Annotated in this window: 24 protein-coding genes; all 24 read left to right on the top strand. The window is 42.4% G+C overall.

The annotated features are described in order from the left end of the window. The first annotated feature begins 190 nt into the window (after positions 1–190). The 24 genes from MARME_RS16315 (at position 191) to flhF (ending at position 25,993) form a co-directional block, all read left to right on the top strand. Positions 191–655, top strand: a complete 465-nt coding sequence (locus MARME_RS16315; RefSeq protein WP_013662360.1) for a helix-turn-helix domain-containing protein — start codon at positions 191–193, stop codon at positions 653–655. Further along, positions 656–1,816 (top strand): sensor histidine kinase, encoded by a 1,161-nt coding sequence (locus tag MARME_RS16310; protein WP_013662359.1) that lies wholly within the window; start codon positions 656–658, stop codon positions 1,814–1,816. 1 nt (position 1,817) lies between these two features. Next, a complete protein-coding gene (locus MARME_RS16305) occupies positions 1,818–3,170 on the top strand; it encodes a sigma-54-dependent transcriptional regulator (protein WP_013662358.1) in 1,353 nt (450 codons plus the stop codon). A 67-nt stretch (positions 3,171–3,237) separates the two neighbouring features. Then, positions 3,238–3,603 (top strand): flagellar hook-basal body complex protein FliE, encoded by a 366-nt coding sequence (fliE, locus tag MARME_RS16300; RefSeq protein ID WP_013662357.1) that lies wholly within the window; start codon positions 3,238–3,240, stop codon positions 3,601–3,603. Between the two features lie 31 nt (positions 3,604–3,634). Beyond that, positions 3,635–5,311 carry a flagellar basal-body MS-ring/collar protein FliF gene (gene fliF / locus MARME_RS16295; RefSeq protein ID WP_013662356.1) on the top strand — a complete coding sequence of 559 codons (1,677 nt, stop codon included), beginning with the start codon at positions 3,635–3,637 and terminating at the stop codon, positions 5,309–5,311. Further along, positions 5,312–6,325: a flagellar motor switch protein FliG gene (gene fliG, locus MARME_RS16290; protein WP_013662355.1), complete on the top strand. Its 1,014-nt coding sequence runs from the start codon at positions 5,312–5,314 to the stop codon at positions 6,323–6,325. 4 nt (positions 6,326–6,329) lie between these two features. Next, entirely contained in the window at positions 6,330–7,127 is a 798-nt protein-coding gene (locus MARME_RS16285; protein WP_013662354.1) for a FliH/SctL family protein, read from the top strand. A 10-nt stretch (positions 7,128–7,137) separates the two neighbouring features. After that, positions 7,138–8,487, top strand: coding sequence for a flagellar protein export ATPase FliI (fliI, locus tag MARME_RS16280; RefSeq protein WP_013662353.1), 1,350 nt, complete (start codon positions 7,138–7,140; stop codon positions 8,485–8,487). Positions 8,488–8,634: 147 nt separating this feature from the next. Then, positions 8,635–9,072 carry a flagellar export protein FliJ gene (gene fliJ, locus MARME_RS16275; protein ID WP_013662352.1) on the top strand — a complete coding sequence of 146 codons (438 nt, stop codon included), beginning with the start codon at positions 8,635–8,637 and terminating at the stop codon, positions 9,070–9,072. An 8-nt stretch (positions 9,073–9,080) separates the two neighbouring features. After that, positions 9,081–10,874, top strand: coding sequence for a hypothetical protein (locus tag MARME_RS16270; RefSeq protein WP_013662351.1), 1,794 nt, complete (start codon positions 9,081–9,083; stop codon positions 10,872–10,874). Continuing rightward, positions 10,864–12,720: a hypothetical protein gene (locus MARME_RS16265; RefSeq protein WP_013662350.1), complete on the top strand. Its 1,857-nt coding sequence runs from the start codon at positions 10,864–10,866 to the stop codon at positions 12,718–12,720. Before MARME_RS16270 ends, MARME_RS16265 begins: the two co-directional genes overlap by 11 nt. 33 nt (positions 12,721–12,753) lie before the next feature. Then, a complete protein-coding gene (locus tag MARME_RS16260) occupies positions 12,754–13,050 on the top strand; it encodes an STAS domain-containing protein (RefSeq protein ID WP_013662349.1) in 297 nt (98 codons plus the stop codon). 2 nt (positions 13,051–13,052) lie between these two features. Then, the gene (locus MARME_RS16255) at positions 13,053–14,744 is read left to right on the top strand and encodes a SpoIIE family protein phosphatase (protein WP_013662348.1); all 1,692 of its coding nucleotides are present in this window, start codon (positions 13,053–13,055) and stop codon (positions 14,742–14,744) included. Positions 14,745–14,849: 105 nt separating this feature from the next. Beyond that, complete coding sequence (locus tag MARME_RS16250; RefSeq protein WP_013662347.1) at positions 14,850–16,808, top strand: flagellar hook-length control protein FliK; 1,959 nt, start codon at positions 14,850–14,852, stop codon at positions 16,806–16,808. A 293-nt stretch (positions 16,809–17,101) separates the two neighbouring features. After that, positions 17,102–17,626: a flagellar basal body-associated FliL family protein gene (locus MARME_RS16245; RefSeq protein ID WP_013662345.1), complete on the top strand. Its 525-nt coding sequence runs from the start codon at positions 17,102–17,104 to the stop codon at positions 17,624–17,626. Positions 17,627–17,635: 9 nt separating this feature from the next. Beyond that, complete coding sequence (gene fliM / locus MARME_RS16240; protein WP_013662344.1) at positions 17,636–18,625, top strand: flagellar motor switch protein FliM; 990 nt, start codon at positions 17,636–17,638, stop codon at positions 18,623–18,625. 5 nt (positions 18,626–18,630) lie between these two features. Further along, the gene (gene fliN, locus MARME_RS16235) at positions 18,631–19,083 is read left to right on the top strand and encodes a flagellar motor switch protein FliN (protein ID WP_013662343.1); all 453 of its coding nucleotides are present in this window, start codon (positions 18,631–18,633) and stop codon (positions 19,081–19,083) included. Positions 19,084–19,114: 31 nt separating this feature from the next. Continuing rightward, positions 19,115–19,501: a flagellar biosynthetic protein FliO gene (gene fliO, locus MARME_RS16230; protein WP_013662342.1), complete on the top strand. Its 387-nt coding sequence runs from the start codon at positions 19,115–19,117 to the stop codon at positions 19,499–19,501. Beyond that, entirely contained in the window at positions 19,491–20,246 is a 756-nt protein-coding gene (gene fliP, locus MARME_RS16225; RefSeq protein ID WP_013662341.1) for a flagellar type III secretion system pore protein FliP, read from the top strand. The genes fliO and fliP overlap by 11 nt, the downstream gene beginning before the upstream one ends. Positions 20,247–20,248: 2 nt before the next feature. Beyond that, positions 20,249–20,518, top strand: coding sequence for a flagellar biosynthesis protein FliQ (gene fliQ / locus MARME_RS16220; protein WP_013662340.1), 270 nt, complete (start codon positions 20,249–20,251; stop codon positions 20,516–20,518). Then, positions 20,519–21,301, top strand: a complete 783-nt coding sequence (gene fliR / locus MARME_RS16215) for a flagellar biosynthetic protein FliR (protein ID WP_013662339.1) — start codon at positions 20,519–20,521, stop codon at positions 21,299–21,301. Continuing rightward, entirely contained in the window at positions 21,294–22,430 is a 1,137-nt protein-coding gene (flhB, locus tag MARME_RS16210; protein ID WP_013662338.1) for a flagellar biosynthesis protein FlhB, read from the top strand. Before fliR ends, flhB begins: the two co-directional genes overlap by 8 nt. A 24-nt stretch (positions 22,431–22,454) precedes the next feature. Beyond that, positions 22,455–24,581, top strand: coding sequence for a flagellar biosynthesis protein FlhA (gene flhA, locus MARME_RS16205; RefSeq protein WP_013662337.1), 2,127 nt, complete (start codon positions 22,455–22,457; stop codon positions 24,579–24,581). Between the two features lie 143 nt (positions 24,582–24,724). Next, the gene (gene flhF / locus MARME_RS16200) at positions 24,725–25,993 is read left to right on the top strand and encodes a flagellar biosynthesis protein FlhF (RefSeq protein WP_396627733.1); all 1,269 of its coding nucleotides are present in this window, start codon (positions 24,725–24,727) and stop codon (positions 25,991–25,993) included. Positions 25,994–25,996: the final 3 nt, after the last annotated feature.

Below are 25,996 nucleotides of genomic sequence, written 5' to 3'. Positions count from 1 at the left end.
GAGCTTTATTCATTGTTAAGTTTCTATAGCCAAAAGGCTCAATATTGGACTTTAAAACTTTCCGCAAATTAAAAAAGTTAACCACACTCTGAGGTCAGCGGGCTCGTTCATTGTTTCCTTACGGTCTTTTTGCTGGCATTGTGATGGGCTCCATCGTATATTTAACTCATTGTTTATTGGATATATTTTTATGAAAGCCTGTGTGATTGGCTTATCTCAACAAGAGTATCAAACTTTAATACCTGTTTTACATTTTTTAGAGGTAGATTGGTCTTATGAGTTTGATATCTCTGACATATTGATTGCTGGCGCTGACATTCCAATTAATGATTTAAGTAAAGCGGGCATACCGTTTATTAGTTTGTGTGACTTGCCTTTAAATTATGATAATGAGCTAGGGTGGTCGCGTCCTTTACCTTGGAAGCAGGCTGATATTGTACCGATCTTTAATAAGATTCTTGAATCTGGGAAGATGCCGCGTCAGGCAGGAGTGAACCTCAACCTTCATGTTAGACATTTAGAGTCTCTGTTAATTCGTCAAGCGCTCGTTGCTTCAAAGGGTGTGGTCTCTCAGGCTGCGCAGATGTTACAAATTCAAAGAACCACTTTGATCGAAAAAATGCGTCGGTACCACATTGATAAGTCGGAGTATTAAGTGACAAAAGATGAGGAAATTACGCAATTAAAGGAAGCGTTTGAATCCTTTAAAGAGACATCAGAGGTATTAAGTCAATCCTATGCTGATCTTCAAGGGCAAGTTGCTATATTAAGTGAGCGACTTGCTCAGAGTGAAAGAGCGAAAATAGAGCAGGAAAGTCAAAATAATCAGCTAATTAAGCAGTTTCACCAGTTGTTTCTTTCTATGCCTGTCGGTGTTTTGTTGATTAATGCCGAAGGTCGTATCGTGATGACAAACCCTATCGTAGAGCGTTTGCTGGAAGTCACCTTATTGGGCGAAAGCTGGTCAAGCATTGTGCCAAAATGCTTTAGTCCTCAAGAGGATGATGGACACGAAGTGACGCTAGTGTCAGGTCGGCGAGTAAGGGTAGAGACCTCATCGCTAGGTGATGTGCCAGGGCAGTTGATTATATTAGTGGATCTCACAGAAACGCATTTGCTTCAAAAGAAGTTGTCGCATCATGAAAGACTTTCTAATATTGGGCGTATGGTCGCGGCGTTGGCTCATCAAATAAGAACGCCACTGTCATCCGCAATGCTTTATGCTGGGCACCTGCAAAAAGACGACATACCTGATGATTTGCGGAAAAAATTTACGGGAAAGTTGTCCGAGCGACTAAAAAATATTGAACGTCAGATACGGGATATGCTGATTTTTTCTAAATCGGACATCAAGCTGGATGAAGCCGTACCGATTGAAGAGTTCTACAATGCATTAACGGCTTTGACATCAGAGGTGAGCGAGCAAGCGAATCATAATGTCGCTGTGCACCTTGATGTTAATGATGCTAGCAACCAGTTTATACGTTGTAATAGAGATACGCTTATCGGGGCGATTACTAATTTGGTTAGTAATGCTATCGAAGCTTCTGTATCTACTGCTTCTCCTGTTGAGCTCGTTTTAGAAGTCGTTGACGATAATTTAGTGGTACGTGTTCAGGACAGCGGAATAGGTATGAGTCCGCAAAAACTGAAAGAAATTGATGAAGGTTTTGTTACTACGAAGCAGCATGGAACAGGGCTAGGTATGATGGTGGTGAAAGCGATTGTCAGAGCACATCATGGTGTATTTAGATTGATAAGTGAAGAGGGGAAGGGAACGTGCGCATATGTCTACATCCCTCTGCTTAGGAGTTGAAATGAATAAAGTGAAGTTGCTCGTAGTCGAAGATGATCGAGGGTTAGCGGAGGCGCTAGAAGACACGTTACTGCTAGCAGGGTACGATTGCAGTATGGTTGGAAGTTCCGAAGAGGCGATTTTAAGTCTAAAAAAACAGTCGTATGATATGGTTGTTTCCGATATAAACTTGCCAGGAATGGATGGCTACGGTCTGTTGAAACATGTCACCGATCATTACCCAGAGTTGCCTATTATGTTAATGACGGCTTACGGTGATATTGCTCATGCTGTTGAGGCGATGCGCGAGGGAGCGGTTGATTATTTGCTTAAGCCGTTTGAGGAAGCAGAGCTGCTAGAAGTCATTCAAAAGCATACCGCTGGTGCTTTAGATAATAAAAGTTCTACTCTAATCGCAGTTGATCCATCAAGTAAAGCAATGGTCGATTTAGCAAAGCGCGTTGCAGTAACGGATTCTACCGTGCTTATTTGCGGCGAAAGTGGGACAGGGAAAGAGGTGCTTGCAAATTATATTCATACCTCGTCTGATCGTGTTAATCAGCCTTTTGTTGCAATCAATTGCGCGGCTATCCCTGAAAATATGCTAGAAGCAATATTGTTTGGGTATGAAAAGGGCGCATATACGGGAGCAGTAAGCTCTCAGGCTGGTAAATTTGAACAGGCAAATGGCGGCTCGATTCTGTTAGATGAAATTACAGAAATGGATGTTGGCCTTCAAGCGAAATTGCTTCGGGTATTGCAGGAACAGGAAGTCGAGCGTCTGGGGGGGAAGAAGCCGATTAAGCTTGATGTGCGCATTATTGCCACCACAAACCGCGATTTAGCAAGTTATGTTAAGGAAGGCGGCTTTCGGGAGGATTTATATTATCGTCTCAATGTATTCCCTTTGAAGTGGTCGCCTATCAGAGAGCGTAAGGGCGATATTATTCCAATTGCCGAGTCTCTTTTAAAGAAACATGCAGTCAAAATGAGATTGGGGGAGGTTGTATTGATGCCTTCCGCTCAAAGCAAATTGGAATCGCACCGTTGGCCTGGAAACGTGCGCGAATTGGATAATGTAATACAAAGAGCGCTTATATTGTGTTCGGGAAGCTCAGTAGAAGAGCAGCATGTCGTATTTGATATGTTGAGCAGTGAACAGGTCGTTGAGCCAGAGTCGCAATTGGAAGAGAATGAAGATGCTGCGTCGATTCTTGGTAAAGGTGTTCAGCAGCATGAGTTTAGAATTATTGCTCAGGCATTAATTGAAGCTAAGGGTAAGCGTAAGGATGTTGCGGAAAAATTGGGCATTAGTCCCCGAACATTACGGTATAAGATAGCTAAAATGCGTGAATTTGGTTTAGAAGTTGATTGATCTTTTTATCTAGTTTTAAATAGCCTTATGCTAAGCTATAAGAACAATGGTCCAAAGCGAGTGAAATATGGTCACAAATAGACCAGATATTAATCAAGTATTGTCTCAGATGCGCCAAATGCGGGAGCAAGTTCAGTCTCCTTCTGATTCTTTTAATAGAGTTAATAGTCAAGATGGACTCAGTGTTAACGATGTGACATCGGCTGATAAATCAGAGTTCTCTGATATGTTGAAGCAAGCTATTGATCAAGTTAATTCGAATCAGAAAGCAGCAACTGCACTTGCGCAAGCATACGAGCGTGGAGACCCGAATGTCGATTTGCCTGAAGTAATGATTGGGTTGCAAAAATCCAGCATTTCGTTCGAGGCGATGACTCAGGTCCGAAACAAGTTGGTTGACGCCTACGAGAAAATTATGAATATGCCTGTATAATACGGGCAATAACGTTTAGGCGCCGAAGTAGATGGATAACGTTCCAGCACAACAATCTGAGCAAAAGCTGTACATGGAGTTGCTGACTGGCTTCAACAAGCTGACGGTAATCCGCCAGCTTGCTTTGATGGTCGGTCTTGCTGCGTCTATAGCAATCGCACTCGCGGCAGTACTGTGGTCTAGTGGACCTGATTATAAACCGGTTTTAAGTAGCATTACTGACTATAACGCTGACCAAATAGTTGAAATCCTCAATACCAATAGTATTCCTTTTAAACTGGATCAAAATACTGGCGCACTGCTAGTTGAAGATGAGTACTACCATCAGGCGAGATTGAAGTTGGCCGGCTCTGGAATTGTCTCTGACAAAATTGTTGGCCTAGAAATTATGGACCAGGATCAGGCGTTAGGAACCTCGCAGTTTATTGAAACGGCTCGTTATCGTCGAGGTCTAGAGGGAGAATTAAGTCGCACTATTACTAGCCTTCAAAGTGTTAAATCTGCTCGCGTGCATCTGGCAATACCAAAAGAGTCAGTTTTTGTTCGAGATACTCGAAAGCCGACTGCTTCAGTATTCTTAGAATTGTATCCTGGGCGACGCTTAGATCGAAGTCAGGTTGATGCTATTGTGAATTTGGTTGCTTCTAGTATCTCTCAATTGAGTGATAAAGACGTTACCGTTGTCGATCAGCGTGGAACCTTATTAACAGATAAAGACTCTTCGTCTGAGTTGTCGATAGCAGGAAAGCAATTTGATTACACTCGACGTGTCGAGGAAGTCATGTTGCGACGAGTAAACAATATTTTAATGCCAGTTGTCGGATCTGGGCGTTTTAAAGCCGAGGTGTCGGCCGACATTGATTTTACAGCGGTTGAGCAAACCGATGAGCAATATAACCCGGATCTTTTAGCACTTAGAAGCGAGCAAACGTTAAAAGAGCGTCGTTCTTCTGCGGGAGGTAATAACGGTGTTCCTGGCGCGTTGACGAATCAACCGCCTGGAGCGATCAATGCGCCAGAGCAAGCTGCGGTAAATGGTGCGCCAATTGGTGGTGGCTCAGGTTCGTCTGGAACGGGTCAGTCAAAAGAAGAAACAACACGAAACTTTGAGTTGGATCGAAGTATTAGCTATACGAAACGTCAGCAGGGTACAGTGCGCCGTCTTTCGGTTGCAGTTGTGGTGGATGACGTTGCGTCGCTCAATACAGAAACCTCCGAGATAGAGCGAGCCCCTTGGAGTGATGAAGAGCTCAGCCGTTTGACTTTGCTGGTTAGAGACGCTGTTGGCTATGACCCTTCGCGAGGCGACAGTGTGAGTGTCATTAATTCGCCGTTTGCTTTACCTGAGCCTCCTGTTGCGCCAGAAGTGATTCCTTTTTACAAACAAACTTGGTTCTTGAATTTGCTTCAGCCTGCGTTGGTTGGTTTGTTTATTTTGATCTTATTGCTTGTTGTGGTGCGACCAATTCTTAAAACGCTTAGTGAGCAAAATAAAATTGCAGTGGCAGAAGATACGGAAGCGGCTATCTTCGCCGATGAAACAGATGAAATATCGGACGATCAAGTGTCTTTAGTCAGTGCTGAGGATGTTATGGTGCCTGGCTCACCTGAGAAGATTGACCGTCAATTAAATGCGATACGCGGCTTGATAGCGGAAGAGCCGGAGCGTGTAGCACAGGTAGTAAAACAGTGGGTTATGGAAGGGTAAATGAGCGAAGCGTCTCCTGGTGAAGATCTCACGTCGATAGAAAAAGCGGCTGTTTTACTTATGTCGCTTGGCGAGTCTGACGCCGCACAAATACTAAAGCATATGGGGCCGAAGGAAGTTCAAAGAATTGGCCAGACCATGGCTCAACTTGCCAATGTGCAACGCCATCAGGTAGAGAAAGTACTTGATGACTTTTTGATTCTGGTTGGTGATCAAACCGGTCTTGGGCTTGGCGCGGATGGCTACATTCGTAATATGTTAAAAGAAGCGCTTGGTGAAGAAAAAGCGGGAAGCTTAATTGACCGCATTCTACTGGGCGGCAATACAACTGGTCTCGATACGCTGAAATGGATGGAGCCGCGCGCTGTTTCTGATGTTATTCGGTATGAGCATCCGCAAATTCAGGCGATTGTAATATCGTATTTGGACTCTGACCAAGCTGCTGAAATACTAGCAAACTTCGATGAGCGTGTAAGATTGGATATTCTTCTTCGTGTAGCTTCGTTGGAAACGGTTCAACCAGCAGCACTTCAAGAATTGAATAACATTCTCGAGCGACAGTTCTCCGGTAATCAGTCCACTCAGTCGACCTCTATTGGTGGTGTTCGTACTGCGGCAAATATCATGAACTTGATTGACAGTTCGATCGAGTCTGAATTGATGGAGTCGATACGTGATGTAGATGAAGATCTTGCCAATACCATTCAAGATATGATGTTTGTTTTTGATAACTTAATTGATGTCGATGATCGTGGTATACAAGCGATTATGCGTGAAGTAGAGTCTGAAACACTCATTCTTGCGCTGAAAGGTGCTGACCCTGATATGCAAGAGAAAATATTTAAAAACATGTCTTCGCGAGCGGCTGATATGCTAAAAGACGATTTAGAGGCAAAAGGTCCTGTAAGAGTGAGTGAAGTTGAAGTTGCGCAAAAAGAGATTTTGGCAATTGCGAGAAGGTTGGCCGATAACGGAGAAATCGTTCTTGGCGGCGGCGGCGAGCAGATGGTTTAATTGAATGACGGAAAATGGGCCAGGAAAAGATAAGAAATTAACCGCATACGAACGTTGGGAACTTCCTAATTTAGATAGTGATACCAAAGAGCAGACCTCCATAAGAGAGACGGCTTTGCATATCAAGGAAGAGAATGCGCCAGTAGTAGAAGAGATTGAAGAAGAGTCTCTTGTATATGAGCCGCTAACAGCTTCTCAGCTAGAGGAGATTCGCTCTGCAGCATACGATGAAGGTTTCATTCAAGGAGAATCTGACGGGTATGCAAAAGGTCATTCAGAGGGTGTCGAAGCTGGTAAATCAGAAGGCTTTGAGCACGGTAAAGAAGAAGGGATGAAAGAAGGCGTCGAGCTTGGTAAGGCTGAGACGATCGAGCAAGGTAGTGTTTTATTACAGCAAGTAGAAAATACGCTCAATCAAGCTTATCAAGAACTCATTAAGCCTCTTGAGTCTTCTCGTACAGAATTGGAAGCAATGTTATACAAGTCTGTTCAATCTCTCGTTGAGGCTATTTGTGAGCGGGAGTTAAGTGTTCATAGTCAGGATATGCTCACAAAAGGACTTTCTCAAGCCCTAGACTCAATCGGTGAGTATGAAGGGAAGGTCAAACTGACTGTAAACCCTTCCGATAGAGAGGCACTAGAAACAGTTGGTGCGCTTGATAGATTGAATATTCAAATTGACACTGATGAAGGCATGCTCGAAGGAGGGTTTGTTTTGAACTCGAATTCTTTTTTCGTAGATGGCACCGTTGAATCTAAATTAAGCTCTGTCTTTGAGCAATTAAATATACCTTCCGAATAATGATGTAATTATGCCCTCTATATTAGAACGAATGTCTCGATTGGATTCGCTTAACGTTCGTGTTTCTTCTCCTATAGTCGAAGGGAAAGTGACACGAATGGTTGGGCTTACAATGGAAGCGGTTGGCTGTAAAGTGGCGCTAGGTGACCGATGCAATGTTCAAGTAGGGGCCAGTAAATGGGTTGAATCAGAGGTTGTTGGATTCAATGGAAAGCTGACTTATCTAATGCCTACTGAGGCGATAGAGGGAATTGCTCCTGGAGCACGTGTCGTTCCATTAGATGACGACAGTCGCATGCCGGTAGGTGATCACTTACTGGGGCGTGTTATAAATGGCTTGGGGCGACCATTAGATGGACGAGGCCCTATTACCTCGGATGAGTCTATCTCGTTACAAGGTGAGATTATAAACCCGCTACAACGTAAGCCGATATCAGACACCTTAGATGTTGGAATAAAAACCATCAATAGCCTTCTGACGGTTGGTAAAGGTCAGCGATTGGGGCTTTTTGCTGGTAGTGGTGTCGGTAAGAGTATGCTGCTCGGTATGATGACACGCTTTACTGAGGCCGATATCACGATAGTGGGGCTGATTGGTGAAAGGGGGCGTGAGGTTAAAGAGTTTATCGAACAGATCTTAGGTGAAGAAGGTCTTGCTAAGTCTGTGGTTATTGCATCTCCTGCCGATGACTCTGCGCTAATGCGCTTACGAGCAGCAATGCTAACAACTCGAATAGCTGAATATTTTCGAGATCAGGGTCGTAATGTATTACTGTTGATGGATTCGTTGACTCGATACGCTCAAGCTCAACGTGAGATAGCGCTTTCTGTTGGAGAGCCTCCCGCAACAAAGGGATATCCACCTTCTGTGTTTTCAAAGCTACCTCAACTTGTAGAAAGAGCTGGGAATGGTAAAGAAGGCGGTGGTTCGATTACCGCATTTTATACTGTTTTAACCGAAGGGGATGATCAGCAGGACCCTATTGCGGATGCTTCCCGCGCGATATTAGATGGTCATATTGTTTTGTCTCGGCGTTTAGCAGAGGAAGGGCATTATCCTGCGATTGACATCGAGGCATCTATTTCAAGGGCGATGCCTCATATTGTTAGTTCTGAGCATTTGCAGGGAGCGATGCGAGTGAAGCAGCTCTATTCGAAATTCCAGCAAAACCGAGATTTAATATCCGTTGGTGCTTATAGTAAAGGTAGCGATCCCGATCTTGATCAGGCAATTATGTTAATGCCTGATATTAATGATTTTCTCAGACAGTCTCTCTCCGAGAGCTTCAATTTAGAACAAAGTCTTGAAAAATTGGTGCAAGCGCTTACTTCTAACCAACAAATTGCCAACAAAACCTAATTATTGGTATTTTCTTATCTGCTTTTGCTAGTATGTCTTAATATAAGCAAAATAACGTGTAACACCTTGATTCAGGCAATAATTCTTATTAATTTGCTGAGAAGGTGGAAGAGCGTATTTCTATTGTTGGTAACGGTCGAGATTTTAATGGTGAAAAAGTCTGCTCGAATGCAAGTGCTGGTGAATTTGGCACAACGTGAAGAAGACAAAGTTTCCGAGCTTGTTGCAAGCGAGCGGCAGAAAGTTGATCTCGATAAACGCAAGCTTCAAGACCTCATGAGTTATGCGGAACAGTATGACCAAGAGCGAAATCTACTGGGAATGTCCTCTCATTTGGCGATCAACTATCAACATTTTGTTGACAGACTACAACAGGCTATACGCCAGCAGGAAGGTCAAGTTGCTCGATCCGAACAACAGTACAATATGGCTATGCGGCGTTGGCAAGCCGCTAGAGCTAAAACAAAAGGAATGGATTGGTTAAAGGATAAGTCTGTTATTGAAGAAGACCGGCTAGAAGCGAAATTAGAACAGGTGCAGAACGATGAGTTTGCAGCACGAAAGTTTTTTGATAATAGTCGCTAATTTCTTGTATGACGTTTTCTTCTGATTCCTCTATTGCAGCCACTCTACAACGGATTCAAGATGTAGAGTATGCGTTGATGAACTATTCGATGAACCCTGTTTATTGCCTTCGAGAAGTTCAAACAATACTAGCCAGTTTAATGGAACTAGAATCTATAAGTGGTACCCCTGTTAGCGTTCTGTGTCGTTTTGTTCATCGGTATGTTCAAGGTGAAATTTCCAAAGGGAGTCGATATGGTGCGAATGTGGTTGGTAACCTCTTTGGACAAATGGATGGCATCCGGTCGATTATTGCGGCTAATTCTTTTGAACAATCAAAAAGTACGTTGCAACGTTTAACTGGACTCCCTGTTTGGTCTGATAACTTGCTCACTGCCAATGATGTGAGTAGCCGTCTCTATTATGCTACTCCTAAGGTTAACTTTGATGAGATTGTTGATTTTCTACCTGCATTGGAGTCGCTTGGATCCTTAATTCTAGATGCTGGGGATGATGTACATATCTCTTTAGAAACTAAGCAACCTATTAACTGGTTGTTGTCTCGTTTTCCTGCTTTTGATTGGTCTGTCGCACAAAATACTTCTCTTACCTACCCAGAACAAGAATATCGAAAAGAAGGCTTGAACGCTTTTTTGAATGCTTCACCCAATATTACGCTTGCTCGTCAAGGGAGACTTTCCCATCATGAGATCAAGAGCATGGAGTCTTTACTTCAATCTTCTGTTAGGAAGCACTACACCAAGGCTGCTGATTGCGTTGGTTTAGAGACTTGCTTGTCGCCAAATTATTTTGTGCCCCGTGTTTTAATGGATAAGCGTAATCTTGTTTCCCAAGAAATATGCGATTTTATGACGGTTGCAGGGCATGCTTGTATGTTTACTTCGTCTGGAGGCAATTGGTTGCCTCGTTTGCTGGGAAGACAGTCTTGTGTTGTTGAGGTTGTAGTCGTTGATATAGCTGGAAGGCAATTTTGCTTCCCCAGTACATCATTATTGATCGGCTTTGACAGAGATAGGTTCGAAGCAGAGGAAGCCTGCGTTATTGACTACTCTATCAATGAAGGGTGGGGGGTAACTGAGTGGGATGGTGTTCAGTTTAAGAATAACGGACAGCGGTTACTTAAATTGAAGCTTTTTGATAAAGAGGCCTGGCTAGCCTGCGATCACTTCCAAATTGACTTTGCACTTTCTTATAACTCACAAATAAGTACGAATGATCGTTTAAACGTCTGGTCGACCGATCATCACGGTGTTTTGATTGAGCCAAATCTAGTGTCATTGCTGTTTGAATATGATGAGATGGTATTATCTAAATGTTTGCTACTTCAAAGAAATGTAAAGAGTGAGCATCAAAACAAGGTGTTGTTAGGGGGGGACGAAAGGCTTGTGCCTCGAACATTCGAAATGGTGAAGGGACAATATATTGTCAGCCCTAGTGATGCGGTGGTTGAAGTTATTTCTGCTCATGATCTTTTGTTTTTAGAGGATGAAGTTCGATATTTTGACCAGTTAATACCATTAGTCTCTGCTGAGGGAGCGATTTATAATCAACGTGATTTGGTTGTGGTATTTCAGGCGCTTGACGGCTTTGTGTTTGGGGTTAGAGTGTTGAGTGAAGTGCACACAAAAGAAGAAAACCACGTCGCTACGTTCACGGGTGAACTTCTGTATGATAATGGATATCGAATGAAATTTTGTACACTAAATGATTTTGCTGCTCGTTTTGACTGGGAGGCAATATCTAATATGGCTCAACGTTTGACCCATATGCTGTCTGAGGGTTGTGTGAAAAATGGTGACTGAAAATAATAATCAAAATTCAAGTATAAAAATATCTGACTTTATTATACGACATAGTTTACTTATTGTTTTGTTGGTGATTTGCGCCTTTGGGTCAGGATATAAATATATTAATGAAGCGTGGCAGTCCCATAGCGACGATGCGACTTATTTTATTAATATTGAAACTCGTATTATTGAATTAAAGACGCGAATGCTCATGTTGACGCAGATAGAGGATGAGAGCGAATTTTTGAGCTTTGCGTTAGCAACTAAGTTAAATATAAGTGGTATCGCATCAAGTCTAGTCGACGAAGGGATTGAAACAAGCAAGCTCAATAGTATCCATTCTATTGGCTATGATGCATTTTTAGACAAGGTACTGCTTAAAAGTAACGTGATGTCTAACTTAGCGCTTTTAGAGGATCAACGATTTGTTGTCGATAGTGCACGACTGGCCTCGGAACTTTCGTGGTGGAAGTATGGGGATCGTCGATGGTTAGCTGTTTTTGTCGCGTTGGTATTAGCGTCTTTATTTTATTTTGTGTTTTTTGCGTTTAGGGTTCAACATCGAATTGAAGGCGGCGTGCATTATTTGCATACGGTTGTTGATAAACTTCATAATCCAAATGTCCATGCTTTGGTTCCGTTTGAACGAAAAGATGAGTTTTCAGAGCTTGCTCGTTATGTGGAAAGTACGATTTTAAACATTCGATACGATCTGAACGATGCAAACAACACGTCTGATGTATTTAAACTTGCCTTTCAGTATTCTGCTTCGCCCGTTTTAATCATATCTCGTTCGGATGCGGTTATTGAGTTCTCAAATCGTGCCTTCAACTCTTTATGGGCTGGGTATTATGAAACGCTTTCGAGACTTCTACAGATTGATTGGTCACTGGATACATCAGAGGATGGTGTGTTCGAAGATTTGGACGGTCTGATTTCTCAGAATGAGGTGGTGCTAAAATTCGCAACTGAACGCTATGTTGTTCGTTTTATTGATATTGACGAATTGGGCGAGAAGCAGGACTTCTGTTTCGCTATATTTGAAAAAATTGATCCTGTTAATGAATTAACGGTTCTAAATGCTTCCGTTTCTTTGATGGCGAATGGAGCTTGGAATGTCCCTATTCGAATTATGGACCCAGGTTCTGCTTTTTACGATGTTTCGACGAATCTTGAAGGCCTTAGAAATCAAGTCCAGTTTGTTTTTAACGAATTACAAAATACGAACCCTGAAGAAAAGGCGCCGATTACCAAGTTACAACAAATACCAACGGTCTTTCACCAAAATATCCACCATAATCAAGCTGAAGAATCTGAAAGACGCCGAGAATACATAGAGTTGCGCCAAGCGATGGAAGACTTAGTGCAAAATGCACAGAGCTTGAAGGTAGGTTTTAATGCCATTTATGCTAATTTGGATACGGATCTTGGCAGTCATCAGCATGTTTCTGATGATCAAATGAGCGACAAGATTCACGATGCTAAGTTAAGTGTTTTGGATGTGAAGCGAGCAATTCTTCCTGTTATGGAAGAGGATATTGGTGTATCGCATCGGCGAAATATGATTGACCTACTTCATGATATTGATCTTGTTATAGAGCAGTTATCTATTGATGAGAAGAGCGTTAGTAAGGTTAGTGACGATAAGGAGAGCGTTGATCAACATTCAGAGATTTTTAGACTCTTAAAAGACTGTAGCGTGAGTTATGATGCTAAGTTGAGTGTGTTCGTTGAAAGTCTTGAAGACTACTGCGAACGTATCAAAAAATTAGAGGATGAACTTTTCTCTAAACAAGACGATATGCCAGAGTTAAATGAATCGGACTCTCAGAATCGCTTAGATTCGTGGGATGATTTCTAATTAAAACCTGACGTCGATAATATGGAGGTCTAGATGATTAATTGCGTTAAGCGTGATGGCGTCGCCACCATAGAGATACAGGGTGCGTTCGATTTTAGTTGCCATAAAGGCTTTACTGAGGCAATTGAAAAGCTAAAAGCGGAGGAAGTGGTTCGTGTAGATTTATCGCAAACCACATATTTGGACAGCTCTGCTTTAGGTATGTTGATCCTTTTACGTGATCATGTGAAGGTGGTAAATGGTAGCGTTGTGTTATTTAGTCCAGATGAGACTGTTAATAACGCATTAAAAATGGCAAACTTTGATCGACTGTTCAAAATAGAGCGATAGTAATGGACCAAACGCTTAACATTTTAATAGCGGATGATAATCCTTCTGACAGAATGCTGTTAGAAGCAATGCTGAGTCAGTTTGGTCACAATGTCATTACGGCAGTTGATGGCCATGAAGCTGTTGAAATGTTTGACCCTAATCGAATTCAGCTCGTCTGCTTAGACGTTAAAATGCCTCGTAAAGATGGCTGGGAAGCGGCTGTTGAAATTCAAAAAATAGCGGGAAGCGCATTCGTCGCTATTGTCTTTCTATCTGGTGTTACTGATCCTGTTGCGCTGTCAAACTGCCTTAAAGTGGGTGGAACTGACTTTATCTCCAAACCCTATAGTCCAACTCTCGTCACGGCTAAACTAAAAGCGATTGCTCGTCTCCTTCTTTTGCACAAAAAGCTATCAAAGCAACACAATGAATTGTCGGCTTTTAGTCAAAAAATGGTTCAGGATCAAGAAGTTGCTAAGATGGTCTATGAACAGATTACTCGTTCGAACAGTCTCAATGATCCTTGTTTAAAAACTCTTCATCGTGCGAGCCATATCTTTAATGGCGACGTTATCTTGGCTGCTTATAAACCTAATGGAGGGATGCATTTTCTGTTGGGGGATTTTACAGGGCACGGTTTGTCAGCGGCAATTGGCGCGCTACCATTAGCCGATATATTCTTCGAATGGACTGAGAAAGGCTTCTTGATGAAGCAGATCTTACCCGAGATTAACAAAAGATTGCACTCTGTTTTGCCGAGTAATATGTTTTGTAGCGCGGCTTTTATTGATGTCAATATTTATAATGAAAGTATTGAAATCTGGAATGGCGGGTTGCCAGATTTGCTACTGTTTCGAGAGAATGAGCGACTTCCTAGATTGTTTAAATCCATGTGCTTACCATTAGGCGTTGCGGATGAATACGAGTTTGAATGCGTGACTGAAATGGTGTCCTTTCGGTCCTCGGATGTTCTATTGGCATTTTCTGATGGCGTTTACGAGGCGAAGGGGGTAGGCGATAGAGTGATGTTTAACGATGCTCTTGCTCCACTATATGATGGTAATGTAGCCCATGGGAGTCAATTTGACTGGCTTGAAAAGACGCTTTATGAAAAAGGAATAATAGACAACCCGCATGACGACCTGTCGTGCCTAGCGATTGAGCTGGATCGCGAAAAAGGCTTTATTTCTGATCAAGCCAGCTATCTAAAGCAGCATACTAGGGTACCTGCGAGCTTTGCTTTTGAGTATTCTCTGGACGCAGACTCGCTTAGGTCCACAGATCCTCTGCCGTATGTGTTGCAAATTTTGACGACGGTGCCAGGTTTGAATGAGCATTCAAGTCAAATTTTTATGATTCTGTCTGAAATGTATTCTAACGCTTTAGAACATGGGATTTTGAAGCTTTCCTCCCTCTCCAAGCAAACAGTTGAAGGTTTTGAGTTCTATTATTCCGAAAGGGAAAAACGTCTTTCAGAGTTGGCTACTGGAACCGTTACGATAAGAGCGAAGGTGGAAAGTACCTGCGATGTCGGCACGTTGGAACTATCCGTTGAAGACAGTGGCGATGGTTTTGATGTCGCTAACTCGAATAAGGAACTGGAGCTGATTGATATACCATATAGCCGCGGTATCCCGTTGTTGAAGCAGCTTTGTGGGCAAGTAGAGTTTTCAGACAAGGGAAACTTTTTAAAAGTGGTTTATACTTGGTAAGTACTTTTTGTCACTGACCACCTTTCCTATTTTTTATGATTTCCTCTTTCTCTAATTAGTTGGCCTTTTAATTGCTTTGGTAATTAGGATTAGTTGGAGAGAGTTATGTTAAATCCCGAGCCCATTCAAGTTAAAAACAATTTACTTAGTACGTCTTCCCGGTCGAACGTCGCTTCTAAATCGTCAAGTGAGTCGTCTTTTGGTGAGCATTTTTCTAAGTTTTCGTCTTCTAATGATGAAACTACTCGCTACTCTCGATCAAATTCCACTTCTATATCACAAGGTCAGGTGAGGGATACTGACAACCTCGTAGCTAAAGAAGTGTTGCCCGAAGAGTCTGTAAAGTCTCAAGATAAAGAGCTGTTACCTGAAGAAACTGCCAGATCTAAAGATAAAGAGGTCTTATCTGAAGAGACTTCCAGACCTCAAGATAAAGGTCAAAGTAAAGAGGAAGGTGCTTTCGTAAACTCAAAACAGAGCCATACGCAAGGGGGAAATCAAGAGGATGTTGATGTTGAAAAGGAGAAGGCGGCTTCTGATAATAAAGAAACGTCAGAAGATGAATTGGCGTCTCAACTGGTTGTTGACGAAAAAGGGTGGAGTGAAAAAAGCGGCAATGTTTTGCACTCTGAGCGCCATGATGCGGAAAATACTCTCTCAACTGACTCCGAATTGTCAAATGATGAGGTGAGTTCCGAGGTATCTAACGCAGATTTCGCTGAAGTATCTAGAGAAGCATTAGGGCCTAATGACCTAATTAAATTAGAAAGTAAAGACGGGGAAGTCCAGACCGTCAATACGGCAGATATTGATTATGGTGATTTTTCTGATGATCTTAATTTGAACGGAGCGATTAATTCAAAAACGGACGCAAATAAAGTTGTTCATAATGAGAATATTCTAAGTGATGTTGGCGCTGAAAAGAGCCTTAGTGCCACAATTGGTTCTACGTCTGCTTCTATTGCCGATAAGGTTAATTTAGCTGCTGAATCCGTTTCACTCGAAGAGGGGGCTATTTCAGAAGACGCAGAGGCTGTGATACGTTCAGCTACTGCCAATAATATCGAACCTTCTACTTCAATAGCGGAAAAACTGTCTAATGCTGTCGTTGCATCAGCCCCAATTTTAAAAGGATTAGAGAAGACTGCCGATAAAGTAGCCAATCTTGACATTCAAAGTGCGAATGCGATTGAACTAAGTGATGGTGACTCGGAGTTAGAAGGTGATAATTTAGATTGGGTGATATCTCAAATAAAGTCTAGTGGTGTAAATCAACCGTTACAGAACCAGCATAGTCTTTCTCTCACTGGCGCAACCTCCACTTCTTTTGCTAATAGCTCACCTCTTTCGAACGGTTTACCTTTAGCTAACGGTGAAGGAGCACTTAATGAAAGTGATGTAGTGCAGGATATTCTCGAAAATGTCGATGATGAAATTTCGATTGAGCCTGACTTAGAGTTTGGGGATCTCAAAAAGAAAGAGTTAGATTCTACGCTTGTGAAATTGTTTGGCGCTAGTGAGGGTGTTGAAGCAGGAAATGGACTGACTTCGAATGCCGTAGCGAGCGCAACTCAGTCTGCTATCTCCAATACAGCCCGTGTTCAAGGGCAGGCTGTTCCTAGTTATATCATGAGTAATGTGCCTAACTCTCCTGAGTGGGCTGGAGAAATGTCGCAGAAAGTCTCTATTATGAAGACTGATGGTATCAAAACAGCACATATTCATTTAGATCCGCCGGAATTAGGAAGTCTCACGGTAAAGGTTCAGGTTGATCATGATGGCAATACTCAAGTTAGTTTTGTAGCAAGCTCCCACGTTGCTCGAGACGCGATCGAATCGCAACTTTCAAGGTTGCGCGAAATGCTGGCACAGCAAGGTATGAATTTAGATAATGTCGATGTTGATGTTTCTAGTGGTGGTTCTCAAGCTGGAAGTACCTCGAAAGAAGGGAACGGTCAAGGTAGAGCTTCATCAGGGAGCGGTGACGATACTAATGAGCTAGGTGAAGATGTTCGGCTATATGAGCTTCATGAAGAAAAACAAGGAATTGATTATTACGCATAGTCAGTCTTTTAGGGCTCTTTGTGAGCTAGAAATGACGAAAGCGCATCGCCTATATCTAAATTTAGGTTTAGGGAGTGAGCCGTCTTTTTATTCAAAAGTCGGTGAATTAGTATAGTTTTAACTATCTATTTGATTTTATTGTTGTATTGGCGATGCATTACGAAAGTACTAAGATTTATTATTTTTTGATAAACAGATGGTGATTCCTGCTATTCTTTGTAAAATAGCCTAATAGAAGGTTCAACTGCTTGCTAATAAGCGCGCTATTTCAAAAAATGAATGATGGGTAATGCATGGCTGACGAAGATAACTTAGATGTAAGTGCAGAAGATGGAAAAAAAGGCGGGAAGAAGAAGCTTATCATTATTCTTGTCGCAGTATTGATTCTTCTGGGTGGCGGTGGTGCAGCTGCCTATTTGTTTCTTTTTAGTGGTGATGAACCACTACCAGAGGAAAGTAGTGTTGACGATGCGGCAGCGCAAGCTGTTCAAACAGACGGGCCTGCTATTTATTTGGAGTTAGATCAACCCTTTGTTGTTGATTTTATGGTTTCGGGGCGTCAGCGTTACCTTCAACTTAAAATGACGCTTAAGTCTCGTGATCAAGTGCAAATTGATGCGGTCAAGATTCATATGCCATTAATACGCAACAGTTTAGTATTGTTGTTCTCTAGTCAATCTTTCGACGAACTTCAGACGCTTGAGGGGAAAAAGGCGTTGAAACAAGCAGCTCTTGAGTCTGTGAATAATATTCTTACTCAGGAAACTGGAGTCGGAGGCATGCAAGACGTGTTATTTACCAACTTTGTGATGCAGTAGAACTACTATATGTCTGCGCAAGATTTACTGTCTCAAGACGAAATTGATGCTCTCTTACATGGAGCGGATGAGAAACCTGAAGAGGATGATGCAGATGCGGGCGGCATAGCCTCGTATGACATTACCAGTCAGGAGCGAATCGTGCGTGGGCGAATGCCTACGCTTGAGATGATAAACGAGCGATTTGCGCGTTATACTCGAATTAGTTTGTTTAATCTTTTACGCCGAACCGCAGATGTTTCTTCAGGTGGTTTGCAAATTATGAAGTTTGGGGAGTATGTTCATACTCTCTATGTTCCTACCAGTTTGAATTTAGTTAAATTTCGCCCACTTAGAAGTACCGCCTTGTTCATTTTGGATGCGAAGCTAGTGTTCAAGCTTGTGGATAACTTTTTTGGTGGGGATGGGCGACACGCTAAAATCGAAGGGCGAGAATTTACTCCGACAGAGATTCGCATTGTTCAGCTCATGCTAGAGCAAGTATTTGTTGACCTTACGGAGGCGTGGGCGCCCGTACTGAAGTTGGAGCTTGAATATATTAGCTCTGAAGTGAATCCAGCCATGGCGAATATTGTAAGTCCGAGTGAAGTTGTTGTGGTTTCAACATTTCATATAGAGCTTGATGGCGGCGGAGGTGAACTTCATATAACACTCCCGTATTCTATGATTGAGCCTGTAAGAGAGTTGTTAGATGCTGGTGTTCAAAGTGACGTGGATGAAAAGGATGATCGTTGGGGGAAATCTCTCGAGCAGGATGTACAAGATGTAGATGTCAACCTCCATGTGAATATCGCGAGCAAAAAGATAACGTTAGGCGATGTGTTGAAGTTTAAAACGGGTGATGTGATTCCAATCGAAATGCCCGAGTATGTTACGGTAAGAGCAAATAATGTTCCGACATTTAGAGGAAAGCTTGGTTCGAGTAATGGCAAGTACTCTGTTCAAATGAAAGAAAGTATCAAAGCTCAAATGAAAGAAAGTCTTAAAAATTCTAGGTAGTAGAGATGGCAGAAGAAGAGAATCCAGACGCAGCAGGAATGGACAGCGAATTAGCAGATGAATGGGCAGCGGCCATGTCTGAATCTGGCGATGAAGCTACAGAAGATGTTGACGATGTTTGGGCTGAGGCGATGTCTGAACAAGAGGTTAAGCCTGTTCAGTTTGATGAGCTTCCTGCGACAACAGACGGCGCTATTAGCTCCGATTTAGATCTTATAATGGATATCCCTGTCAATCTTTCTATGGAGTTAGGGGGCACAGATATTGCCATTCGAAATTTACTTCAGCTTACGCAAGGCTCAGTGGTTGAGTTGGATCGTTATGCTGGAGAGCCGCTTGATGTATTGGTCAACGGCACTCTAATTGCTCACGGGGAAGTGGTCGTTGTTAATGACAAATATGGTATACGCTTGACTGACGTGGTAAGTCCAAGTGAACGCATTAAGCGGTTGAAATAGTTTGTCTCGCTCGTTTAGTTTGCTTAATTTTATGGCAAAAGCTAATTTGCTCCTCCTGTCTTTGTCTTCAGGGATCTCTTATGCATCAAATACGATGGGAGATTTGGCGACAACATCTCAGGTTTGGCGCACGTTTTTAGGTTTGGCGGTTGTGTTAGCATTGGTCCCTTTGTCTTTGTGGGGGATCAAAAAATTGCAATCAGCACAGCTACGTTTACATCGCTCCGATATAAATGTAATCGCTGTCCAGTCGTTAGGAACCAAGGAGAAGCTGGTGTTAGTAGAGGTTGAAGGTAAGCGTTCTTTGCTTGGGGTGACTGCTAATTCTATAAATAAGCTACAAGACTATCCTGAGAAAGAGGGCAGCTTTCGATCTGAGATGTCAAAAGCGGAAAATGACATAAAAAATGAAGCTTAGAGCATTATATAGTTTAGTTTTACTTCTTGCTGGTTTGGTTGTTCCTCTTCAAGGGTTAGCAGAGACTGGGCTTCCGGCAGTCTCGGTCACAACGAATCCAGATGGCAGTCAAGAATATACTGTCTCACTTCAAATACTCTTTATAATGACTGCATTAACGCTATTGCCCTCAGCGTTAATTATGATGACTTCATTTACTCGAATTATTATTGTACTGTCTATTCTTCGGCAAGCTTTAGGTTTGCAGCAAGCGCCTTCAAATCAAATTATTCTCGGTATGGCGCTGTTTTTAACTCTTTTCATAATGGGCCCTACTTTAGACCAAATTAATGAATCTGCACTTCAGCCTTATTTGAGTGACAACATGACGTCCTTGCAGGCAGTTAAAGCCGCTTCGATTCCAATCCGGGAATTTATGTTGGGTCAAACAAGAGAGGATGATATTGCTCTATTTGTTAAGTTGGCTGGTAAAGAAGGGCAGATTCCCTCTTTAGAGGATCTCCCTTTTACAATACTGATGCCTGCTTTTGTGACTAGTGAACTTAAAACCGCTTTTCAAATTGGTTTTATGTTGTTTATTCCTTTTCTTATTGTGGATATGGTGGTCGCGAGCGTATTGATGGCGATGGGCATGATGATGCTATCTCCAATCATCATTTCATTGCCATTTAAGATAATGCTCTTTGTTATGGTTGATGGCTGGTCTATGATTATGGGTACTCTTGCCGCTAGTTTTGGAGTTTAGATGTGGATCCTCAAGTAGTATTAGACTTGTATGGTCAGGGCTTTTACCTGATTGTGTTGTTGGTTGCTGCTGTAATGGTGCCTAGTCTGGCTGTTGGTCTAATGGTTAGTATTTTTCAGGCAGCCACTCAAATAAATGAGCAAACACTCTCTTTTCTCCCTCGCCTAATTGTCACAATTCTTACAATTATGTACCTCGGTCCTTGGTTGCTTACTAAATTGACTGACTTTACTAATGAGCTTTTTATCAATATTCCAATGATGATTGGATAGATGTTTTACTTAGATACCGATCAACTTCTCAATATTACAATTAGTTTTTTACTTCCTTTTTTTCGTGTTGGTGCCTTTTTAATGGCTTTGCCTCTGTTTGGAAGTCGCTTGGTCAGTGTTCAGGTGAGAATATTGTTCGCTTTTGTTATCTCTATAGCAATTACTCCAATAGTTGATATTCCAAGCTTTGATCCGATCTCGGTAGCGTTTATTCCGCTCATTGCTGAGCAGTTGTTGGCAGGGTTTGTGATGGGGTTTGTTATCACCATTCTTTTTCAAGCATTTTCGCTTGCAGGACAGCTTGCCGCAATGAAGGCCGGGCTTGGTTTTGCTATGTCTAATGATCCTGCAAATGGTGTTACTGTTGCGACGATGGGGCAATACTTTCTTTCGATGGTTGGGTTGGCGTTCGTAGGGACTAATGGTCACCATGTTATGTTCGAATTTATTGTAGAAAGTTTCGATTATTGGCCTATTGGTAGTGGGTTTGCTTTAGAGCGTTTGTGGGATGTTGTTCAGCTTGGTGGCTGGATGTTTGAAAAAGCGCTTCTAATTGTTTTGCCACTTACGGTGGCAGTGTTGATTATGAACGTTTCGTTTGGTGTTGTTGCTAAGGCATCCCCGCAGCTGAATATTTTTGCATTAGGCTTTCCTGTGATTTTGTTGTTTTCTTTGCTTTTCTTCTGGATGATGCTTGGAGATTTTTTAGATATTTATAGACTGTTTTTTGAAGATATTATCGTTTGGATGAAAGTTAAATGGGGGATCTCGTTTAATGGCTGAAAATGAAGATGGTACAGAAAAGACCGAAGATGCCAGCTCGAAAAAATTAGATGACGCTAGAAAAAAGGGGAACGTAGCGAGGTCTAAGGATTTAAGTTCTGCCGCATTACTTATTGTGGCTGCTATGTCGATCTATTTTACAGGGCGTATACTGGCGATTGATTTAGGTAACTTGTTCCATTTTAATTTTGTTATAGAAAGGCAGGACCTTTTTGACAAGGCTCGAATGATTTTTCATTTGTATGAGTCGGCGGTTGGTGTGATTGACTCTATGATCTTGTTGATGGGGGTTTTGGCGGTCGCTGGTATTGTTGGGAGTATTGGTATCGGTGGTTTGAATTTCTCTTGGGAGCCGTTAACCCCTAAGCTAAGTAAGTTAAACCCTATTAGTGGCTTAAAGCGAATTGCTTCCGTACAGTCATTGGTTGAGTTATTGAAGTCTATTGCGAAGGTTTTGCTTGTTGGTAGTATTGCAACCGTTGTTATTATGCTGTATTTGCCAGAACTTTTAGGGTTGCCTTTTGAGTCTGTTGGAAATGCTGTACAGCATAGTACGGAAGTGTTGATATGGGCGTTTATCTTTGTTTCGTTGGCTTTGGTATTTATTGCTGCAATAGATATACCTTTCCAGATATGGAAGCACAGCAATGATTTGAAAATGACCAAGCAGGAGGTAAAAGACGAACATAAACAAGCTGAAGGTGATCCGCAGGTTAAAGGTCGAATTCGTCAGATGCAGCAGCAGATGGCGATGAATAGAATGATGTCTGACGTACCTAAGGCAGATGTGATTATCACCAACCCAACTCACTTTTCTGTCGCGTTGAAGTATGACACAACTAGCTCTGATGCTCCTGTTGTTTTGGCGAAAGGGCCTGATTTTATTGCTATGAAAATTCGAGAAGTAGCGAACTTCTACGAGATCCCCGTGATACAATCACCAGATCTTACTAGGGCTATCTATAAACACACAGAAGTAGGCGAGCAAGTGCCTGAAGGCTTATTCAAGGTGGTTGCGCAACTCTTAGCATATGTATTTCAATTGAAAAATGTACAAAAAGGTGAGGGCCATCCTGGCGCTCTTCCCCAATTTGATATCCCAGATGACTATCAATGGGATGGACTATGACTTTTATAAAAAATAGGTTGGCGAGTGGAGTTTGATAGACAGCGAATAATAGGGCAAGCCCGAGGTATTGTAAGTGGTAATTTAGGCGTGCCATTTATCTTGCTCGCATTGTTGGCGATGATGATTCTGCCATTGCCAGCATTCCTGCTAGATGTTCTTTTTACCTTTAATATCGCATTAGCAATCGTAGTATTGTTAGTCGCAATTTATTCGTTGCGCCCTTTGGATTTTGCAGTCTTTCCGACCGTATTATTGATATCGACCCTTATGAGGCTGGCTTTGAATGTGGCCTCTACGCGAGTTGTTCTGCTTTATGGTCATGAAGGCGGGGATGCTGCTGGTAAAGTGATCGAAGCCTTTGGTGAGGTTGTTATTGGTGGGAATTACGTTGTTGGTTTTGTTGTTTTTGCCATTTTAATGATTATCAACTTTGCAGTTGTAACGAAAGGTGCTGGTAGGATATCGGAAGTGAGTGCGCGTTTTACTCTTGATGCAATGCCGGGCAAGCAAATGGCTATTGACGCTGATTTGAACGCAGGCATGATTGATGCTGATCAGGCGCGGGAGAGGCGCTCTGAGATTGCCTCTGAAGCCGAGTTTTATGGGTCGATGGACGGTGCTTCTAAGTTTGTGAAAGGTGATGCGGTTGCTGGGTTATTGATCTTAGGGATTAATATCATTGGTGGCTTGGCGATAGGTATGGCGCAGCATGGTTTGACCTTTTCTGATGCAGTTGAGCGTTATTCTCTATTAACCATAGGTGATGGTTTGGTAGCTCAACTGCCATCGTTAATGCTCTCTACCGCCGCTGCTATTATGGTTACCCGTGTCAATGAATCTGGTGATATGGGGACTCAAGTATATGGTCAGATGTTTGGCTCTACAAAGGCTTTATATATTGCCGCTGCCATAATGACCATTATGGGTATTGTGCCAGGCATGCCGCACTTTTCTTTCTTGTCGCTTGCAGCAGCACTTGGAGGGTTAGCATATTTTCTTGAATATCGTAAAAAGAAACAGGCGCAGACTAGAAAACCAGGTTCTACTGTGAGTAATACTGGAGCGAGCAAGGATAAAACAGCGCCGGAACAAAAAGATTTAAGTTGGGAAGACGTTGCGCCTGTTGATATGCTTGGCCTTGAAGTTGGGTATCGTTTGATTCCTTTGGTTGATAAATCGCAAGGTGGTGAGCTTTTGGCGCGTATCAAAGGGGTTCGAAGAAAGCTGTCTCAGGATTTGGGCTTTTTAGTTCCAAGTGTTCATATTCGAGATAACCTTGATCTGATGCCTAATGCTTACCGAATTACCTTGATGGGTGTGAGTCTTGCAGAAGCTGAGGTGCATCCCGATAAGGAGCTAGCAATCGATCCGGGTCAAGTATTTGGAAAGATTGATGGGATTCCTGGAAAAGACCCTTCATTTGGGCTAGAGGCGGTTTGGATTGATCCTAAGAAGCGAGATCAGGCGCAGACGTATGGGTATACCGTTGTCGATGTTAGTACGGTTGTTGCAACTCATATTAACCAAGTTATGTTTAAGCATTCTTATGAATTAATTGGTCATGATGAAGTGCAACAGCTATTAGGGTTACTTAAGCAGCATAATCCGAAATTGGCAGAAGAACTGGTACCGAATGCAGTGCCGTTAAGTGTATTGCTGAAAGTGTTACAGAATCTTCTTATCGAAGGGGTGCCATTGCGCGATATGCGCACAATCGCTGAAGCGATAATGGGCGTTCAGCCGAAGACTCAAGATCCTATGGTGTTGACTGCCGCAGTTCGTACTTCACTATCACGAATGATAATTCAAACTCTGGCTGATGGTGTAGAGGAAATTCCAGTATTGACCTTGGACCCCCAGTTGGAAAAAATGTTGATGCAGACAGTGCAGCAGAGTCAGCAAGCAGGGGTTAAAAATGAAGAAGCGCTCATACTCGAGCCTTCTATGGCAGAACAGCTTCAGTCTTCTCTTAAACAGTCTGCAGAGCAGCAAGAGGCAATGGGGAATACGCCTATATTGGTTGTTTCAGCGCCGATTAGACCAATGCTTGCGCGTTTTATGAGGTTTGGAATGGTGAATATGGCCGTTTTGTCCTATCAAGAGGTTCCAGATCACAAGCGGATCGCCGTAGTTGGTGTTATTGGGCAGTAATAATGGGCTCGAATTGATATTCATGTATATGATTTTGCTGCTATATTTATTGAGATCTTTGGGTTAAGCTATGGATTTGTAAGAAAAATAGTATCCGAAGGAATTCTCACTTTATGCAAATTAGGCGATTCAGGGCACCAGATATGCGCCAGGCTATACGGAAAGTCCGTGATGCCGTGGGGCCTGATGCTGTTATATTGTCTAATCAGAGGTTGCCAAGCGGTGAAATCGAAATTACGACTGCATTGGATTATGACGGGTCGTTACCTTCTGGGCTGTCTTCTTCATCCCCAAGTGGTCGCGATTACCCTCTTTCATCAAATGACCCGAAAAGGGCCTATCAAGAGCGTTTAGCGCAAGCCCGCAACAGCCAGCCGCCAACTCAACGCCCATCGCCAGAACCAACTACTTTTTCAAATGACTCTTTTTCTGCTGCTCGGCGTGATGAGCCTTCTCAAATAGAGGAAGCACTTTCAATAAAAAATTCAGAGTCCCCCTCCCAACTAATAGAAATGGAAAGGGAATTAGAACGGCTCAAGTCTGAATTAAAAGAAACCAAAGAGCAGATAGAAGATAAAGCAGAGCATTCTGCGAAAAGTAATTATTCTGAGACTCCTGAACAGTATATTCAGGGCAGGTTGGTGAAATTAGGCCTGTCAGATATTGTAATAGAGAAAATTGTTGATCATTCTAATTTTCTCGGAAGAGAGGATGATTGGAAAAAAGCGCTGTCTCGATTGGCAGATTATTTACCTGTGGCGCGGCAAGATATGGCTCATATGAGTGGTTGCATCGCATTTATGGGGCCAACTGGCGTAGGTAAGACAACATCGATTGGTAAAATAGCCGCGCAACATGTATTGAAAAATGGTGCGGACAGTGTTGTGCTTGTTACAACTGATACTTATCGAATTGCGGCGCATGAGCAATTGAGAACATTTGGTCGAATATTAAATGTTCCCGTTGAAGTGGTTAATGAATACTCTGACCTCAATGAAGTGCTGGATAAATATTCAAATTACTCTCTTGTGTTAGTAGATACTGCAGGAATGAATCCTAGAGATAGAAATTTAGAGCGACAGCTAAAAATGATGCAGAAAGCTAGAGGTTATTTGAAAAAACTGCTGGTTTTACCTTGTACAAGTCAGCGGCAAGTATTAAAAACGGTAGTAGATGTTTACTCTCAGATTCAGTTAGACGGTTGTGTTCTTAGTAAAATTGACGAGTCTGCCTCTCTAGGTGAAGCAATTAGTGTTGTCATTGAAGAAGGCTTGCCGGTTATGTATGTAGCTGATGGGCAACGAATACCGGATGATATTGAACCTGCGCGCGCGCATAACTTAATTAGTCGCGCAGTGTATACGGCAGAGCAGTATGGTCAGTTGTATGGGTCACTAAAGTATGGGAGTTAGTAA

The sequence above is a fragment of the Marinomonas mediterranea MMB-1 genome (assembly GCF_000192865.1).
GTDB lineage: Bacteria > Pseudomonadota > Gammaproteobacteria > Pseudomonadales > Marinomonadaceae > Marinomonas > Marinomonas mediterranea.
The sequence above is the reverse complement of the archived record's forward strand: the minus strand, read 5'-3'. Positions and strand labels throughout refer to the sequence as shown.